Here is a 17,139-nt window from a genome sequence, read left to right on the forward strand (position 1 = left end):
TGAAACTTAACAAAGCAAAGCATAGAATATCAGGAAAAGACATTGTTTGTTTACTATACTATGATTACGGAAGGAGGAAAAACATGGAATGGGTGAAGGGATTGCAAAAGGCAATAGACTATATTGAAAACCACATTACCGAAGATATAGATTATGCTGAAGTTGCAAAACAGGCGTATTCTTCGAGCTTTCATTTCCAGAGGGTTTTTCATATTATCTGCGGCTATTCTATCGGTGAGTATATCCGCAACAGGAGGTTGTCACTTGCAGGAGCGGATTTATCTTCGGAAAATGAAAAAGTCATAGATATAGCCCTAAAATATGGATATAACAGTCCAGAAAGCTTCAGTAGGGCATTTACAAAATTTCATGGAATTACGCCAGTCCAAGCGAAAAATGAAAAACTTACACTCAGATCTTTTTCCAGAGTTTCCGTAAAAATCATATTAGAAGGAGGAACAACAATGGATTACAGAATTGAGAAACGAGAAGGGTTTGAGGTCATTGCCAAACGAGCCAGATATGGAGGAGGACAGGAAATCAGCCAGAAGAATATCCATGCAACATGGGCGGCTTGCGGAGCAGATGGAACGATTGATACTTTGTGCAAATATATCAATCCAGAAAACATCTTCGGAGGAGCAATCGTTGGGATATGCTTTGACAATCCGATTGAGGGGGACTTTGATTATGCAATCGGAGCGGCTTATACAGGCGGCGATGTGGTAGCAGGATTGACGATTGAGAAAGTACCTGCAAATACTTGGGCAGTTTTCCCTTGTACTGGGAGAATGCCAGAAGCGTTTCAAGAGTTGTATCGGAAAATTTATACAGAATTCTTTCCAACCAGTAAATATCAGCCTGCGGGCGGGATGTGCATTGAGGTTTATCCGAGTGCTGAAATTTACGATAATAATTTCCATTGTGAAATATGGCTTTCCGTAGAGGAAAAGTAAAGCCATTGAAAGCTGCTATCTGTCATGCCTTAAACTGACGGAGGAAAAGAAACTGGACAGTATTGTATTCTGCTGCATATCCACGGGAGAATATCATTTTCCCAACCGGAAGGCCGCAGAAATCGCGCTGAATACGGTACTTGCTTATCTGGACAAAGGAAGCGGCTTAAAGCGTATAGTTTTCAATGTATTTAAAGACATCGACTGGGAAATTTATAAAAGCGGTTTTACAGCATGATATCTCCCGGACAAAAAACCATTTCTCTGTGCCAGTCCTTTGCATACGATAAGGGCTGAGTGAAGAATATACCGGCAGTCACTTTCCGGTGTTGAGGAGGAGAGAATATACTGCCGGTGCAGGTTTTCCAGCCATGGTTCAAATCTGCAGATGCCTGAGCACGATTTTATATGCCGGCTGATCTGATTCGTTCTCAGACAGTTTGAGAAGACCAGGTGGAGCCGGCGTTCATATTTTATGTGCTCTTTCAGAGAATAGCGAAATTCTTTGTTATGGGGACGGGTAAAAGAATCAGCGAGATAATGCATCATCTCACCGGCCCGGAACCAGCCGGCAAAAGTATCCCGAAAGCCTGACGAATAAGCCTGTCCCATCAGATGTCTGCGGGAGTCATAACTGTGTCCTTTCAGTTCTGCGGCATTGGAGCCGCCCAGATAGGAGAAAGGATTGAGATCGGGCAGAACATTTCCCAGGATAAATGCAAAGGTTTTGGAATTGTTCAGGAACATTCGGCGGGCCAGCAGTTTTGAAAGTGCAAAATGATCTTTTGTTTCCATAGGATACCTCTATATAAAAACAGTGTTTTCGGGTTTGTCTTCATAGTATCTGCGAATTGTGTATAAATAGTGATGGAAGTTTAAAAAAATTCGCAAGGGGATATCCTTTTAGAGATCATTCAGCAATGCTTCTTTCACCGCATTCAGAAGCCTGAAAAAAGTACGGTGAAGCATGCGGCGATTTCCGGAGAAATATCCAGCAGTCTTTCGTCTTCTTTCGTTCTGGTACTGCGGTTTTCTTTGTCCTGAGAGAAAAATGCTTCGGATGCCTCCTTTATTGTCACCGAGCCGGATTCCGAGATATCGGGGACAATGCCCGGAAACCGGATGTAGGAAAGACAGGACAGAATCAGGCTGTCAACCTCATTCATCCCACATTCCTGAAAGCTTACATCTCCCCTCCAGGCGAGATAATCAAAGATATTTGTGGACATAGGCAGGCTCCTTTGCGTGCAGAGACAATATCCTTCTTTCATCATTATACTGTAAAAACAAATTCCTCAAAACACTGTTTTATATTATAATAAACTGAAATACACGAGAAAGGATTTTGGAAACCTATGAATCAAAATACAAAAGGCGTGATCTTTACAATGTTGGGAGGAATCTTCTGGGGGATTTCCGGGATTATCGGGAAATATCTGTTTGACGAAAGGCAGCTCACGGCCGTCTGGCTTGTGACGCTGAGGCTTTTGTCGGCAGGACTGCTCATGCTCTTGTTGGCGGTAGTCCAAAAGAAGGGGGATATATTCCGTGTCTGGAACAAGAAACGAACGGCAGTGAGTCAGCTTGTGTTCTGTCTGTTCGGGATGACAGCCTGCCAGATGTCTTATTTTCTTGCAATCCAGTATTCTAATCCGGGGACAGCTACTGTGCTCCAATACATTGCCCCGGCGCTTATCATGCTGTTCTGTCTGGCAGTAGAAAATAGAAAGCCGAAGCGCCTGGAAGTGATCGTTCTGGTCTGCGTCATCACCGGGGTTTTTCTGTTGGCGACTCACGGAGATCCCGGCAGTCTGGCCGTCACAGGCAGGGCTTTGTTCTGGGGACTTGCTGCCGCAGTTGCTCTGGCTGTCTATAATATTCAGCCGGAAAAACTACTGAATGAATTTGGCTCCCTGGAGACAGTGGGATGGGGAATGTTCATAGGGGGACTGCTTATGATACCTGTGACGGGCTTTTTTCATGTCCCCGGTATATGGGACATGAAAACGGTCCTCATGACACTGGCCGTTATCATCTTCGGAACGGTTATTCCGTTTGGATGTTATCTGGAAGGCGTTCGCATGCTGGGTCCCGTGAGAGCCAGCATGTTTGCGTGTGTGGAGCCGCTGGTGGCGGCAGTCATGTCCGCACTGCTGCTGGGAGAGATTTTTGTTGGCATGGATATCCTGGGATTCACTCTGATTATCGGAGGGGTCACATCCCTGGCAGTGTTTGACCGGGCATAAAATAAGGCGGGCCTGTCTGCTCCCTTCTGTGTGGCTGAAAAATTTATAAATAATCGCTGTTCTGTTGGATATATTTGTGCAATATGCTATAATAAATCTGACATAACGTGTGGGAGCACAGAGAACTAACGGAGATCTAGGAGGGCAATATGGAGAGATACATTATGGCACTGGATGCGGGCACAACGAGCAACCGATGTATCCTGTTCAACAGAGAAGGCAAGATCTGCAGTGTGGCTCAGAAGGAATTCACTCAGATATTTCCGAATCCGGGATGGGTGGAGCATGATGCGGGAGAGATCTGGTCTACGCAGCTCGGAGTGGCGGTGGAGGCCATGCAGAAGATCGGTGTCACGGCGGAACAGATCGCGGGCATCGGCATCACCAACCAGAGGGAGACTACGATCCTTTGGGACAAGGAGACGGGGGAGCCGATTTATAACGCCATTGTGTGGCAGTGCCGCAGGACCTCACAGCTCTGTGATTCCCTGAAAGAGCAGGGACTGGAAGAAAAGATACAGGATAAGACCGGTTTGATTATTGATGCCTATTTTTCCGGGACGAAGGTCAAGTGGATTCTGGACCATGTGGAAGGAGCCAGGGAGAGGGCCAAGAAGGGAGAGATTCTCTTTGGAACCGTGGAGACCTGGCTGATCTGGAAGCTCACAAAAGGAAAGGTCCATGTGACGGATTATTCCAATGCATCCAGAACCATGCTTTTTAATATCAAAGATCTCACATGGGATAAGGAGATACTTGAGATACTTGATATCCCGGAAGCGATGCTTCCAAAACCTGTCCAGTCAAGTGAGATATACGGTGAGGCAGACCCGTCTTATTTCGGCGGTGCGATTCCTATTGCGGGCGCGGCGGGAGACCAGCAGGCGGCTCTGTTCGGACAGACCTGTTTCAAGGCGGGCGAAGCCAAGAATACATACGGCACGGGAGGATTCCTTCTCATGAATACGGGCCGGATGCCGGTGAATTCCCAGCACGGACTCCTGACAACCATCGCATGGGGACTGGACGGTAAGGTGGACTATGCGCTGGAAGGATCTATTTTTGTGGCGGGAGCTGCCATCCAGTGGCTGAGGGATGAGTTAAAGCTCATTGACTCCTCCCAGGATTCCGAGTATATGGCCCAAAAGGTAAAGGACAGCAACGGCTGTTATGTGGTGCCGGCGTTTACGGGACTGGGTGCTCCCCACTGGGACCAGTACGCCAGAGGAACGATCCTCGGCATCACCCGCGGAGTCAGCAAGTGCCACATTATCCGGGCGACACTCGAGTCCATTGCATTTCAGGTCAACGATGTGCTGAAGGCCATGGAGGCCGACGGAGGCATTCATTTAAGTTCTCTCAAGGTGGACGGAGGCGCCAGCCAGAACAATCTTTTAATGCAGATGCAGGCAGACATCAGCGGTGCTCCGGTACACCGTCCGGCCTGTGTGGAGACGACTGCCATGGGAGCGGCATACCTTGCAGGCCTTGCAGTTGGCTACTGGGACAGCAAAGAGGAGCTGTCCGAGAACATGGATATTGACTGTGTCTTTGAAACTCAGATCAGTGAGGAAGAAAGAGAGAAAAAGGTATCCGGATGGAAACGGGCGGTCCGTTATTCTTACGGATGGGCAAAAGAAGAATAGGAAAGTTGATTTTTTCACCAGTCTTCACACTGGTGAAAAAATATGACAAGATTGGTTGGACCAATTAAGCGGGATTGTAAAAAATATTGACTTAGAGTGAGCTCCAGGTGATATAGTAAGTCCGGGAGCACATAATGGCCGGCAGGAAGATGCAGCGGCCTTCAAATAAAAAAGTAAGGAGTGCACAGAGATGGAAGCACATGAAGTATTAGAAAAAGTCAGCCGGGGAGAAATGTCCGTAGGGGAGGCAGAAGCATTTTTCCGTCGGGAGCCCTTTGAGGATATGGGATATGCCAAACTGGATACCCACAGAAAATTGAGGAACGGCGCCGCCGAGGTGGTTTTCTGCAGCGGCAAGTCCGATGACCATCTGGCCGGCATTTTTCAAAGGCTTTGGGAACAGAATGGAGAAGTACTCGGCACGAGAGCCTCCGTAAGACAGTTTGAACTTGTCCGGAAAAAACTTCCGGAACTTACATATGATCCGATCTCCCGTATTATGAAAATTGAAAAGCCGGACAAAGAAAGGATTGGGAGGATCGCGGTCTGTACGGGAGGCACGGCGGATATTCCTGTGGCCGAGGAAGCGGCCCGGACAGCGGAATTTTTCGGCAATCACGTGGAGCGCATCTACGACGTGGGAGTCAGCGGACTCCACCGGCTTTTGTCCCGCCTGGATGTGATCCAGAGTGCCAACTGTGTGGTTGCGGCGGCGGGGATGGAGGGTGCTCTGGCAAGCGTCATCGGAGGACTTGTTGACAAGCCGGTGATCGCAGTGCCCACTTCTGTGGGCTACGGGGCCAATCTGCACGGCATTGCGGCTTTGCTCACGATGATTAACTCATGTGCCAACGGCATTGCGGTTGTAAATATTGACAATGGATACGGTGCCGGATACATGGCATCACAGATCAACAGACTGGGGGAATGATCATGAATCAGACACTTTATTTAGAATGTTATTCCGGGATCAGCGGCGACATGATGACAGCGGCCCTGCTGGATCTCGGGGCCGATGAGAAGGTCCTTTTGGAGGCTCTTGAAAGCCTTCCCGTAAAGGGATTTCAGACAGAGGTGAGAAGAGTATCAAAGGCAGGACTGGACGCATGTGACTTTCATGTGATTCTGGATCACAAACATGAGAACCATGACCACGATATGGAATATCTTCACGGACACATCCACGGTCATGACCATTTTCATGGAGATCACGGACATCATTCTCATGATCACGAACACAGGGGTCTTACAGAGATCCTTGAGATACTTTGCAGGGCAAAGATCACGGACGGCGCCAGAGAGAAGGCGGTGAGAATTTTTGAGATCCTCGCAGAGGCGGAGGCCAGGGCACACGGCACCAGTATAGAAAAGGTCCATTTCCATGAGGTGGGAGCCGTGGACTCTATTGTGGATATTACGGCAGCGGCTGTCTGCCTCGATAACCTGCAGATTGACAAGGTCATTATTCCGGTGCTTTATGAGGGGAGCGGATCTGTCCGGTGCCAGCACGGTGTGATCCCGATCCCGGTGCCGGCGGTCACTGCCATCACATCCAGATATTCACTTCCTGTACACATGACAGATGTGCAGGGAGAACTGGTCACTCCGACCGGCGCCGCCATCGCAGCTGCCATCCGGACTTCTTCCCGGCTGCCGGAACGGTTTGTGATTGAGAAAACCGGGATCGGGGCCGGAAAGAGAGAGTATGAACGGCCGAGCCTGCTGCGGGCCATGCTGATCCGGGAGACAGAAAACAGCAGCGCCGGCGACTTTATATACAAGCTGGAGAGCAATATTGACGACTGTACCGGGGAAGCTCTGGGATACGTGATGGAGCAGCTGATGAAGGCAGGGGCAAGAGACGTCCATTATACCCCTGTCTTTATGAAAAAGAACAGACCGGCCTATCAGCTCAATGTCATCTGCAAGGAGGAAGACATAGAGAAGCTTGAGGAGATCATTTTCCGGGAAACGACGACCATCGGTATCCGCAGACAGAAGATGGAGCGAAGTGTGCTGAAACGGCAGGTGAAAACAGTCAGAACTTCTCTGGGAGAAGCCCGGGTAAAGGTATGCTTTATGGAAAACGGCATGAGAGTCTATCCGGAGTATGAGAGTGTCAGGGAACTGTGCAGAAAGAATGGGCTGTCTTTCCAGGAAACTTACCAAAAGATCGCAGAGGAATGCCATGGACAGATATGAGGAACACTGTGCAAATTTAAAAGAAGCAGTCAGAGGTTTTGTAAAGGAAGATGTGGCGCTTGCTTTTTCCGGGGGAGTGGACAGCAGCCTGCTCTTAAAGCTTCTATGCCTGGCAGCGGAGAAAACCGGGAAAAAGGTGGCGGCATTTACAATGGTGACAAAACTTCACCCGTCCGGGGATATAAAAATTGCAGAGAGAGTTGCCAGGGAAGCGGGAGCCGTTCATCAGGTCGTTCATGTAGATGAACTTTCCCATGCGGGGATCATAGATAATCCGGAGAACAGATGCTATCTGTGCAAGAAATATCTGTATACAGAACTGCTTAAATCGGCGGAATCGTTAGGGATACAGACTGTACTGGAAGGAACCAATGCGGATGACCTGCACGCCTACCGTCCCGGAATCCGGGCAGTAAAAGAGCTTGCAATTCTGAGTCCTCTTGTGCAGGCCGGGATGACCAAGGATGATATCCGCAGGATGGCATCGGAATATGGGATCTCCGTGGCAGAGCGCCCGGCAAGTCCTTGTCTTGCCACGAGATTTCCATATGGGGCCAGACTGTCCGGGGAGAAAATGAAAATGGCGGAGGAAGGGGAGAAGTATCTGAGGGCAATGGGCTTTTATAACGTCCGTGTCCGTATATACGGAGACATGGCGAGAATCGAAGTAGATGAGAAGGAGCTTCCCCGGCTGATCAAAAACAGAGAAGCTGCGGTAAAGCGGCTCAAGGAAATAGGTTTTACATATGTTACAGCGGATCTGGAGGGATTCCGGTCCGGCAGCATGGACACTCATTTGAAACAGAGAAAGGAGAAATAAGATATGCATATGGCAGATGCGCTTGTGGCCCCTGCGGTGGCAGGCACCATGTATGCCTGTTCTGCGGCGGCAGCAGGATGGGCGGTAAAAAAAGTACAGGAGGAGGACGACCCGAAAAAAGTTCCGCTGATGGGGGTTATGGGAGCCTTTGTGTTCGCAGGGCAGATGATCAATTTTACGATTCCGGGCACCGGTTCTTCCGGCCACCTGTGCGGAGGCATGCTCGTGTCGGCAGTACTGGGACCATTTGCAGGTTTCCTGACCATGATCGGGGTACTGCTGATCCAGTGCCTTCTTTTTGCGGACGGGGGACTTCTCGCACTTGGATGCAACATTTGGAACATGGCGTTTTATGGCTGTTTTATAGGAGCCGGGCTTCTCTGGAGGCGGATCATGAAAAACGGACCGGATAAAAAGAAGATTACATATGCATCCGTCATCGGATGTATCCTTACCTTACAGCTGGGAGCACTTTCCGTGACAGCAGAGACTCTTGCTTCGGGCATTACCGAGCTGCCGTTTGCAGTATTTGCGGCTGCCATGCAGCCGATCCATCTGGTCATCGGACTGGTGGAAGGGCTTATCACCGCTGCAGTGCTCTGTTTCTTGTACGAGGCCAGGCCGGAGCTTATCTGGACCGGGGACTCCGGGAAATCTGCGGCAGGCGCAAAGAAGCCGAAGCTCTCTTTCCGAAAAGTGCTGCTTGCGCTCACAGGAGCATTTATACTGATCGGAGGAGCATTATCTCTGGCGGCATCTGCAAACCCGGACGGGCTGGAATGGTCCATACAAAAAATAACAGGGTCCGCGGAGCTTGCGGCGTCCGGTCCGGTTCACGCTGCGGCGGGGAGGATCCAGAGTCTGACCTCCCTTCTGCCGGATTATTCTATCCCGGACCGGGAGACGATGCTTGGAACTTCTCTGTCCGGCATCTTCGGCGGACTGGCAGTCATCGTATTATGTATAGCCGTTTGTTATCTGTTCGGCCTGTTTAGAAAGAAAGGACGTCATGAGCAGAATCAATGAGGCAGTTCATGAAATACACCATCTGGATGCCATGGCTTCAAGAGAGGGGCGGATCAACAGGATTCATCCTCTGAGCAAGCTTCTCGTCACCGTCTGGTATATCACTTTTACCATGTCATTTCCTGTCTATGAACCGGGCGGAATCTTCGGCATGATCCTGTATCCCGCAGTAACTATGCGGGCAGGAGGCATCTCTGCGGTCAGAAGTATAAGAAAATTAAAGCCGGTTCTTCTGCTCGTCTGTGCAGTGGGGATTGCCAATCCGTTTTTTGACCGGGCCGTACTCTTCCGGGCCGGGCCTTTACCGGTAACCGGCGGCATGATCTCCATGGCCACACTGATGCTCAAAGGAGCATTTGCGGTGCTGGCATCTTACCTGCTGATCCTGACAACGTCTATGGAGAGCATTTGTTATGCTCTGCGTCTCCTGCATGTGCCGAAGATTATGGTGACCATGGTGCTTCTGATTTATCGGTATGTGATCGTGCTGCTGAAAGAAGCCGAACGGATCTCCCAGGCGTACTCCATGAGAGCGCCGGATCAGAAGGGAATCCATTACCGGGCATGGGGAACCTTACTGGGACAGCTGATGCTAAGAAGTATCGACCGGGCCCAGACGGTCTATGAGAGCATGCTGCTCCGGGGATTTGACGGAAGTTTCCGTCTGTCAAAGAAGCAGAAAATGGACAGAAGAAGTGCAGTGTACCTGGCAGGCTGGCTGGGTATCGTTGTTTTGCTGCGGTATGTTTCTGTTTTTAAACTTGCCGGAAGTCTGTTAGAATAGAATACGGAGGAAGTATGAACAAAATTGAAGTAAACGGCCTCACCTTTTCCTATGAAAAAAGAGCCTCATCAAGCAGAAAAAATGTGCTTTCCGGTTTAAATTTTACTGCTGAAGATGGAGAGAGCATCGGACTGATCGGGGCCAACGGAGCGGGGAAGTCTACACTGCTCAAACTCATGGTAGGGCTTCTGACAGACTATGAAGGAGAGCTCAGAATCGGAGGAATCCGGGCAGAGAAAGCGTCGCTGGCAGATATTCGGAAGAAGACGGGATATGTGTTTCAGGATTCAGACAGCCAGCTGTTTATGTCTACTGTGTATGAAGACGTGGCATTTGCTCCACGCAATTACGGACTCTCTGAGGAGGAAACAAGAGAGAGGACGCTGAGAGCACTGGAGAGTGTTCATATGGAGCAGATGAAAGACAGGCACATCTACCGGCTGTCCGGAGGAGAGAAAAAAAGGGCATCCATCGCATCGATCCTGTCCATGGAGCCGGAGGTGATCCTTATGGATGAGCCGTCGGCGGCTCTGGACCCCAAAAACAGGCGCAGCCTGATCCATGTCCTGAACGGACTTTCCGGGACTAAGATCATTGCGTCCCATGACCTGGATTTCATCTATGATACGTGTGAGAGGACAATCCTGATCGCAGACGGAAGACTTGCGGCAGACGGACCCACGGAGGAAATATTAAGGGATCAAACACTTCTGGAAGACAATGGGCTGGAGCTCCCGCTGTCATTTTCCAGGACTTTGGAATGAATGGAGGAAAGTATTTTGACCATCGCAGAAGTAAGTAAAAAGTATGACATAACTGCAGATACGCTGAGATATTATGAGAGGATCGGACTGATACCGGCTGTCCCGAGGAAGCCGAACGGCATTCGGGATTATGACCAGGCATCCTGCCAGTGGGTGGAATTGATGAAGTGCATGCGGAAAGCCGGGGTGCAGATCGAGGCACTGATTGAATATGTGGAGCTGTTTCGCCGGGGAGATGAGACCATTGACGCACGGAAAACAATTCTCATGGAACAGAGAAAACGTCTGGTCCGGAAAATGCAGGATATGCAGGAGACTCTGGAACGTCTGGATTATAAGATTGAGATGTATGAACGGGGAAAGATGTCAGCAGAATATCAGATGGACTGATATCCAGAGATATAGAGATTATTTCTTCCTGAGGAAGACGTATTTTGACAGAAGCCTTAAATTCTGAATTCTATTCTCCCTTCTCTTGTCCGAAGCAGGAAAATGCTTTCCGGAACTGGCCTAAAAGAAATGGAGACGGAGAGGCATTGCTGGGCCGTTCCATAATCGTATCCAGATTCCAGAAGTCAGGATAATCCGCGGCATCATCGGGATGGACTAACTGACGGGCAACAACTTGGGTCATCAAAGTGGATAAAGATCCCTCTTCTGGGGGAATAATATATTTGTCAGAAAGATGGAATAAAACTTTGAAGGAATCTTTTGTGAGATTCAGTTCAAATAATTCATTATAGGCAGAGAGATTCGTGAGATTATAAAACAGGTTTTTATTGCCCTTTTGGAAAGACCTGCTGAAGCTCCCTGTTGAAATGCACGATCCTGTAATGATCATCTATGATATAAATGCTCGTTTCCGAAGTAAAATTATTAGTATTCATATGTATATTCCTGTCAGGCCAATTTACTATATAGTATTTTTTGTGTAAATCAGTCAATCTCAAGAGAGGAAATAAAGAAAAAGAGAAAAATAAATTGACAAGACAGACAAAACTGAACTATAATGATCCAAAAAGCGTAGATTGAGAAAAGTAGCATAGATTATCGCTTACAGTGAGCAGGAGACAGTGGGAACCCTGCAGAGTGAATCCATGTGAAGAACACTCAGGAGCTGCAATCTGAACGTCCATAGGATCAGTAGGTGCGTCGCAGGCTGTGCGTTATTCAGCATACCAGAGAGGCTGTAAAAGCAGCAAATCAGGTGGTACCGCGGAACTTGTACAGTTGTCCGTCCTGAATGATTTTTTAGGATAGACGACTTTTTTTATTACAAAAAAGTCTAACATGATGAAAGAAAAAGGAGAAAAAAATGTCAGATATGTACCGCAGCAAGACTATGGATAAGATTTCTGAGAGCGATATCGGGTCCCAGTTAAAGATCGCCGGGTGGGTGGAAAATATCCGTGACCACGGCGGAGTGTCATTTATTGATTTAAGAGATATGTATGGCGTTATGCAGGTCGTGTTAAGAGACGGAAGTCTTTTAAATGAAGTGAGAAAAGAAGAATGCCTTTCCATCGAAGGGATCATTGAGCACAGGGACGAGGAGACTTATAATCCGAAGATTCCCACGGGAACGATCGAACTGGAAGCCCATAAGATTACAGTGCTCGGAAAGGTATATACCGACCTTCCGTTTGAAGTTTCAGGGTCCAAAGAGATCCGTGAGGATGTCCGTTTAAAATACCGGTATTTAGATTTGAGAAACCGCAAAGTAAAGGACAATATCAAATTCCGCTCCGAAGTCATCAGTTTCCTGAGAAGAAAGATGAATGATCTTGGATTTATGGAGATCCAGACACCGATCCTCTGCGCATCTTCACCGGAAGGGGCAAGGGACTATATTGTTCCGTCCAGAAAATATAAAGGGAAGTTTTATGCACTCCCTCAGGCTCCGCAGCAGTACAAACAGCTGCTGATGGTATCCGGCATCGACAAATACTATCAGGTTGCGCCTTGTTTCAGAGATGAAGATGCCCGCGCCGACCGTTCTCCGGGAGAATTTTACCAGCTGGACTTTGAGATGAGTTTTGCCACACAGGAAGATGTCTTTAAAATCGGTGAGGAAGTGCTGGCAGAGACCTTTAAGAAATTTGCACCGGAAGGGTCCGTTGTGACAGACACGCCATTCCCGGTTATCAGTTATAAGCAGGCGATGCTGGAATTTGGAACGGACAAACCGGATTTAAGGAATCCTCTCAGGATCGTGGACGTGACAGACTTTTTCCAGAGATGTACTTTCAAGCCGTTCCACGACAAGACAGTGAGGGCCGTGAAAGTCCACGCAAATCTCTCAAAAGGATTCCATGAAAAGCTCCTTAAATTTGCACAGTCCATCGGCATGGCAGGACTCGGATACCTGGAAGTAAAAGAAGATATGTCCTACAAGGGACCGATCGACAAATTTATTCCGGAAGATATGAAGAGCGAGCTTGCAAAGAAGGCACATCTTGAGGCAGGGGACGTAATCTTCTTTATCGCAGCAAGTGAAAAACTTGCCTGTCAGTTTGCGGGACAGATCAGGGACGAACTTGCCGCCCGCCTGGATCTCTGTGAGAAAAATGCGTACCGTTTTTGTTACATCAACGATTTTCCGATGTATGAGACAGACGAGGAGACAGGGCAGGTGACCTTTACACATAATCCATTCTCTATGCCTCAGGGAGGACTTGAAGCGCTGAATGAAAAAGATCCTCTGGATATTCTCGCATACCAGTACGATATCGTCTGCAATGGAGTGGAACTTTCTTCCGGTGCGGTGAGAAACCATGATCTGGATGTCATGGTTAAGGCATTTGAGATCGCAGGATATGATGAAGAGGCATTAAAAGAAAAATTCGGAGCGTTATATAATGCATTCCAGTTCGGTGCGCCTCCTCATGCTGGAATGGCCCCGGGAGTCGACCGAATGATCATGCTCCTCAGAAATGAAGAAAACATCCGCGAAGTGATCGCCTTCCCTATGAGCGGAACTGCACAGGATTTGATGTGCGGTGCGCCGGGAGAAGTATCGGAGCTTCAGCTCAGGGAAACACACATCAAGGTAAGGGATTAACTGTTAAAAAAGCCGTACATTCAGAAATGAATGTGCGGCTTTCTGCATATATATGGTAAATAATAAAGTTTGTACAGGGGGAAGGCCTTTTGGGTACGCTTCTTCAGATTATTTTTATCAACCTTGTCGTGTCTCTGGACAATATTGGCGTCATCGCCATGGCAACCAGGGGGCTTTCAAAGCGCCGTGCCAAAGCGGCCAGAGATCTGGGCGTCTGGCTGTCTATCCTTCTTAAGATGATCTTTGTGGGGATCATCGGATTTTTGTTCAGGATTCCATGGCTTCACATCAGGATACTGGGAGGTGTGATGCTTTTGTATGTCACTTTCACGATGATGAAGGAAAGCGGAACGGGAAGTGAAAAGCGTGAACAGACAGAACAGAAGGATAACTTTTGGTTTGCCATCATTTCCATTGTGGCAGTAGATGTGAGCATGAGTTTTGACAACGTACTGGCTATACTCGGGGTCGTGTCTGCGGACGGCGGCGGTCTGCATATGAGAGAATTTCTGCTGATCTTCGGCGGTCTGGCATTTTGTGTGCCGCTGCTTTTGTGGTTCAGCGGAACCATCGCAGAGTGGATGGAAGAGTTTCCAGTCTTAAATGATATCTGCTCCGGATACCTTGTCTACACTGCAGTCAAAATGATGATGGAAGATGAGTTCGTATCTCTTTTCCTTCAGGAGATTAATTTTTCCATCGCAGCTCCGTGTGCGGCATTGGCCGGTATTCTTGTGGCCTGTTTTAAAGTCTATTCAGAGGGGAGGGATTTTAAATATCACAGCGGAAAGATCATCGTGGCCTGTGTCACGGCTCTTTCCTGCTATGCAGTCATGGACATGGCAGTGCTCTCTTACCTGAGCACCGGGCCGTCTCCGAAGGGATACCAGCTGAGTCTGGAAGCCCTCTACGGTTTTCTGCCAAAAGGGATCAACGCGGTCCATCTCACCTCCATGTCCTCGGGTGTACTGGAACTGTGCGTGGCCGTCTATACGGCAGATGTGATGAGGCGGAGGGAGCTGTCCTCATTCTTCTGGAGATACATAAAAGTAGAAAATACGATGGCAAGACTTCTGCTGTTTCAGACGGCCCTCTATGTCATAGGGCTGACGCTTAACTTTGGGCTGGGAAAACCGGATGTGTGGATGTTCATCTCCGAACTGCTCTTTGAATTCCTGTTGATGAGTGTCTATGCAGCGGTCTTTGGGCTCCTGTGTTTTTCCTTTAAAAGCGGGGGATTGGGACTGGGGATGAGCCTTTTGTTCCTCCTGCTGGAAGCGGTCATATCCTCTGTGCTGATGCTCGACGAGACCAGCGTGCTGGCGGGAATGTTCCCGAATTATTATCTGGAAAACATGGAAAGCCATATGCACGATATGATCTTTATCATGCGAGGGATCTTTATGTCGGCGATCTATATATTGCCTGTGCTGATGATTGGGGAGAGAAAAAATAACAGACATTTCAGGTGTTTTTAAAAGAGTGAGGAATTGCAGTAATAAAGTTGTTATCACGGTTTTGACTTGCGGAAGGTATTTCAGATTATATCTCGTATGAGTCATTGATTCTCCTTTTCAATCCATAAACGCAGATTTCCAAATGACTATGCCGCCTTTTCAGAGGCAGAAAGGTGTGCTGCCGCGTAGCGTTCACAATGCTCTTGAAAGGTTTCCCGATAAAAGCTACGTTCAAAAGAGCGATCGACATCCAGGTAAAGTCAGAACCGACATCAGGACCGACAGAAAGGTAAGGGATGCTGTCAAGCATCTGAAAAACTTGTTTGTATTTCATAAGTTTATCCTTTCTGGCAGGCATCCATTTCCAAAAGGTGGATACACAACCTGGCGGCTTAATCCCCCTCTATTATAAATATAAAAAATGCCTACCCTGTCGACCAAACGGGGTAAGCGTATCTAGCTGCGGGGGTTATCCCGCCGTAATCTCCCCGCAGATAAGCTGGAAGCTTTCAGTTACCATTCCCAGGTAGTCTTCATCAACCAGGACAACTAACGTATCGCCGGAGTGTACCACAGTGCTTCCTTTGGCGATAATCTCTTCTTTGCCCCGGCTGATGGTGACGATCAGGCAGTGTTCCGGCCAGGCCACATCTTTGATTTTTTTTCCCACAGCAAGACAGGTTGTTCCGGCAACAAAGCTTGAGAGCACTTTTCCCTCTGCGGCATCCGTTGTTTTTAATCCCTTCTTTGCAAGGATGCGGCCCAGAAGACTTTCGTAGATTGGCTCACTTTTCAGAAGATGGGCAATCACATAGGCAGTCAGTGATACAACGGCCAGGGAAAGAAAATGTTCAAAAGTACCTGTCATTTCCGCAATCAGAATGACGCCGGTGATCGGGGCTCTGACGATGGCAGTGAAAAATCCGGCCATAGCAAGGATAATAAAGTTAATGATGTAATCCTGACTGATGCCTGTAAGTCCTGTGACAGAGGTTCCATAAATAGAACCGATGTATGCGCCAAGTATCAGGAGAGGGAAGAAGATGCCTCCCGGTGCTCCGGAGCCAAAGCTGACAGCCGAAAACAGAAACTTGACAAGGAGCAGAAGCACCATAGTTCCGATCAAAAGATGTCCGGTCTCCAGGCGTTCGATCATGGCATGGCCTCCTGCGAGTACAGAAGGAAGGCAGTAGCACAGCACACCCGATACGAGGAACGGGATTACGGTCCTGTACTCCGGTTTCAGGAAGGAGAGTTTTTTGTAAACATCCTGTCCTTTCAGCATGACACGGTTATATATGGCCCCGGCAGCACCAAGGATGATCCCCAGCAGGATCAGCAGGCCGTAATATTTAAGCGGAAGGGCCGACTTCAGCCTGAATTCAAACACCGGAGATAATCCGAATACATTTTTAGAAATAAAATCCGAGGTCAGGGCACCGGCAGTGACACAGACCAGCATGGAACTGTTAAAGTTCTTCTGAATTTCTTCCAGAGCAAACATAATGCCTGCCAGAGGTGCGTTAAAAGCAGCGGCCAGACCCGCGCCGGAACCGCACACTTCCATGATCCTTTCCTTTGTCTTGCTCTTTCGTGTGATCTTTGCAAGCCCTTTGGCGGCCATGGCGCCCAGTTGGACAGAGGGGCCTTCACGTCCAAGAGACAGACCGCCAAGGATCGAGAGTGTGCCGCCTGTGATCTTTGTGATCAGTACGCTGATCCAGTTCTGGCTTATGTATCCTGTCATCTCCCCCTGTACCTGGGGGATACCGCTTCCGGAGCACATTTCATCCCAGCTGACCAGTCTGCCTACGATCAGGCCGAGGACTACCAGGACGGCAAACCAGCCTGCGATATAGAAGGCATTTCCTTTTGTAAAGTCTATAATGCGGAACAACAGAGATTCCGCGTGATTTAATAAAATACGGTAGATGACGGCAATACAGCCGGCAACTATCCCCACCATGAGTCCGTCGAATACGATAGAGACGGACAGAGAGTGGGGATTTTCAATTTTTGAAGTTTTCATATGCGACAATCCTCCTTTGTCAAGATTATTTTATCACAAGATGTGCCAAAGAAAAAGGAATCTGCGCATTTCTCAAGTTTGCAAAACAGGGCCTTATAGTTTATAATACACACGTATATTATATAGAAATTTAAGCAACAGATTGGAG

The 17,139-nt window shown here is 48.4% G+C and carries 17 protein-coding genes and 1 other annotated feature; of the genes, 13 read left to right on the forward strand and 4 right to left on the reverse strand.

What is annotated here, in order from left to right; genetic code table 11:
• The first annotated feature begins 83 nt into the window (after positions 1–83).
• Both CI597_RS11570 and CI597_RS19490 read left to right on the forward strand, forming a co-directional pair.
• A complete protein-coding gene (locus CI597_RS11570; RefSeq protein WP_024728562.1) occupies positions 84–956 on the forward strand; it encodes an AraC family transcriptional regulator in 873 nt (290 codons plus the stop codon).
• 52 nt (positions 957–1,008) lie between these two features.
• Positions 1,009–1,194 (forward strand): hypothetical protein, encoded by a 186-nt coding sequence (locus CI597_RS19490; protein ID WP_235824614.1) that lies wholly within the window; start codon positions 1,009–1,011, stop codon positions 1,192–1,194.
• Here CI597_RS19490 and CI597_RS11580 read toward each other — a convergent pair.
• Both CI597_RS11580 and CI597_RS11585 read right to left on the reverse strand, forming a co-directional pair.
• Positions 1,170–1,751, reverse strand: a complete 582-nt coding sequence (locus tag CI597_RS11580) for a zinc dependent phospholipase C family protein (protein ID WP_024728561.1) — start codon at positions 1,749–1,751, stop codon at positions 1,170–1,172. The two genes, CI597_RS19490 and CI597_RS11580, sit on opposite strands and share 25 nt — an antisense overlap.
• A 143-nt stretch (positions 1,752–1,894) precedes the next feature.
• Entirely contained in the window at positions 1,895–2,185 is a 291-nt protein-coding gene (locus CI597_RS11585; RefSeq protein WP_024728560.1) for a hypothetical protein, read from the reverse strand.
• A 126-nt stretch (positions 2,186–2,311) separates the two neighbouring features.
• Between CI597_RS11585 and CI597_RS11590 the strand changes: the two genes are divergently transcribed.
• The 9 genes from CI597_RS11590 to CI597_RS11630 all read left to right on the forward strand — a co-directional run bounded on the left by CI597_RS11590 (position 2,312) and on the right by CI597_RS11630 (position 10,834).
• Entirely contained in the window at positions 2,312–3,202 is an 891-nt protein-coding gene (locus tag CI597_RS11590) for a DMT family transporter (protein WP_024728559.1), read from the forward strand.
• A 149-nt stretch (positions 3,203–3,351) separates the two neighbouring features.
• Entirely contained in the window at positions 3,352–4,848 is a 1,497-nt protein-coding gene (gene glpK / locus CI597_RS11595; protein ID WP_024728558.1) for a glycerol kinase GlpK, read from the forward strand.
• Positions 4,849–5,038: 190 nt separating this feature from the next.
• Positions 5,039–5,779, forward strand: a complete 741-nt coding sequence (gene larB, locus CI597_RS11600; RefSeq protein ID WP_034550134.1) for a nickel pincer cofactor biosynthesis protein LarB — start codon at positions 5,039–5,041, stop codon at positions 5,777–5,779.
• 2 nt (positions 5,780–5,781) lie between these two features.
• The gene (larC, locus tag CI597_RS11605) at positions 5,782–7,050 is read left to right on the forward strand and encodes a nickel pincer cofactor biosynthesis protein LarC (RefSeq protein WP_024728557.1); all 1,269 of its coding nucleotides are present in this window, start codon (positions 5,782–5,784) and stop codon (positions 7,048–7,050) included.
• Positions 7,037–7,870, forward strand: a complete 834-nt coding sequence (gene larE, locus CI597_RS11610) for an ATP-dependent sacrificial sulfur transferase LarE (RefSeq protein ID WP_024728556.1) — start codon at positions 7,037–7,039, stop codon at positions 7,868–7,870. Before larC ends, larE begins: the two co-directional genes overlap by 14 nt.
• Before the next feature lie 3 nt (positions 7,871–7,873).
• Entirely contained in the window at positions 7,874–8,896 is a 1,023-nt protein-coding gene (locus tag CI597_RS11615; protein ID WP_024728555.1) for an energy-coupling factor ABC transporter permease, read from the forward strand.
• Positions 8,880–9,680: a cobalt ECF transporter T component CbiQ gene (gene cbiQ, locus CI597_RS11620; protein WP_024728554.1), complete on the forward strand. Its 801-nt coding sequence runs from the start codon at positions 8,880–8,882 to the stop codon at positions 9,678–9,680. The genes CI597_RS11615 and cbiQ overlap by 17 nt, the downstream gene beginning before the upstream one ends.
• A gap of 14 nt (positions 9,681–9,694) precedes the next feature.
• Entirely contained in the window at positions 9,695–10,444 is a 750-nt protein-coding gene (locus CI597_RS11625) for an energy-coupling factor ABC transporter ATP-binding protein (protein WP_024728553.1), read from the forward strand.
• A complete protein-coding gene (locus CI597_RS11630; protein ID WP_034550129.1) occupies positions 10,445–10,834 on the forward strand; it encodes a MerR family transcriptional regulator in 390 nt (129 codons plus the stop codon). It abuts the gene before it with no gap.
• 70 nt (positions 10,835–10,904) lie between these two features.
• On the opposite strand, the gene CI597_RS11635 is transcribed toward CI597_RS11630, so the two are convergent.
• Entirely contained in the window at positions 10,905–11,285 is a 381-nt protein-coding gene (locus tag CI597_RS11635) for a hypothetical protein (protein WP_024728551.1), read from the reverse strand.
• 174 nt (positions 11,286–11,459) lie between these two features.
• Positions 11,460–11,689 (forward strand) — a binding site (T-box leader).
• Between the two features lie 70 nt (positions 11,690–11,759).
• On the opposite strand from CI597_RS11635, the gene aspS reads away from it, so the two are divergent.
• Together aspS and CI597_RS11645 are read left to right on the forward strand one after the other, a co-directional pair.
• Complete coding sequence (aspS, locus tag CI597_RS11640) at positions 11,760–13,505, forward strand: aspartate--tRNA ligase (protein ID WP_024728550.1); 1,746 nt, start codon at positions 11,760–11,762, stop codon at positions 13,503–13,505.
• An 89-nt stretch (positions 13,506–13,594) separates the two neighbouring features.
• Complete coding sequence (locus tag CI597_RS11645) at positions 13,595–14,983, forward strand: YjbE family putative metal transport protein (RefSeq protein ID WP_024728549.1); 1,389 nt, start codon at positions 13,595–13,597, stop codon at positions 14,981–14,983.
• Between the two features lie 448 nt (positions 14,984–15,431).
• Here CI597_RS11645 and CI597_RS11655 read toward each other — a convergent pair whose 3' ends face one another.
• Positions 15,432–16,991 carry a ClC family H(+)/Cl(-) exchange transporter gene (locus CI597_RS11655; protein WP_024728547.1) on the reverse strand — a complete coding sequence of 520 codons (1,560 nt, stop codon included), beginning with the start codon at positions 16,989–16,991 and terminating at the stop codon, positions 15,432–15,434.
• Positions 16,992–17,139: the final 148 nt, after the last annotated feature.

Origin of the sequence: Anaerostipes hominis (ex Lee et al. 2021) (assembly GCF_002270485.1) — a bacterium.
GTDB classification, from domain to species: domain Bacteria; phylum Bacillota; class Clostridia; order Lachnospirales; family Lachnospiraceae; genus Anaerostipes; species Anaerostipes hominis.